This window comes from Burkholderia sp. RF2-non_BP3, assembly GCF_001522185.1.
GTDB lineage: Bacteria > Pseudomonadota > Gammaproteobacteria > Burkholderiales > Burkholderiaceae > Burkholderia > Burkholderia diffusa.
Window position 1 is genome coordinate 1 of sequence record NZ_LOSU01000079.1, and the last position, 713, is coordinate 713.

Here is a 713-nt window from a genome sequence, read left to right on the forward strand (position 1 = left end):
GGGAACGCCGACAGGAACAGCACCGTCTGCGCGACGTCCTGCACCGTCGTGAACACGCCGTCGACCGTGTTGCCGAGCATCACCTTCTTCACCACTTCCTCTTCGCTGATCCCGAGCTCCTTCGCCTGCTCCGGAATCTGCTTGTCGACCAGCGGCGTGCGCACGAAGCCCGGACACACGACGTGCGAGCGCACGTTGTGCTTCGCGCCTTCCTTCGCCAGCACACGTGCCAAGCCGAGCAGCCCGTGCTTGGCCGTCACGTACGCCGACTTCAGCGGCGACGCCTCGTGCGAGTGCACCGAGCCCATGTAGATCACGACGCCGCCGCGATCGTCCTTGTACATGTGCTTGAGCGCGGCCTTGGTCGTCAGGAACGCACCGTCGACGTGGATCGCCTGCATCTTCTTCCAGTCGGCGAACGAGTAGTTCTCGATCGGGTTGACGATCTGGATGCCCGCGTTCGACACGAGGATGTCGACCGAGCCGAACGTTTCCGCCACCTTGTCGATGCCGCTGTTGACCGCTTCCTCGCTGGTCACGTCCATCGCGACGCCGATCGCCTTGCCGCCTGCCTTGTTGATCTCGTCGGCAACCGCGTTTGCGCCGTCCTGGTTCAGGTCGGCGATCGCGACCGCGGCGCCCGCCTTCGCGAGCTCCAGTGCGATTTCCTTGCCGATGCCGCTTGCGGCGCCCGTGACGACTGCGGTCTTGCC

1 protein-coding gene is annotated in these 713 nt (G+C 65.1%); it reads right to left on the reverse strand.

The window, feature by feature from the left end:
* On the reverse strand, positions 1 to 713 hold a 713-nt coding region (locus WS45_RS32700; protein ID WP_059703503.1), incomplete at both ends, for a 3-hydroxybutyrate dehydrogenase.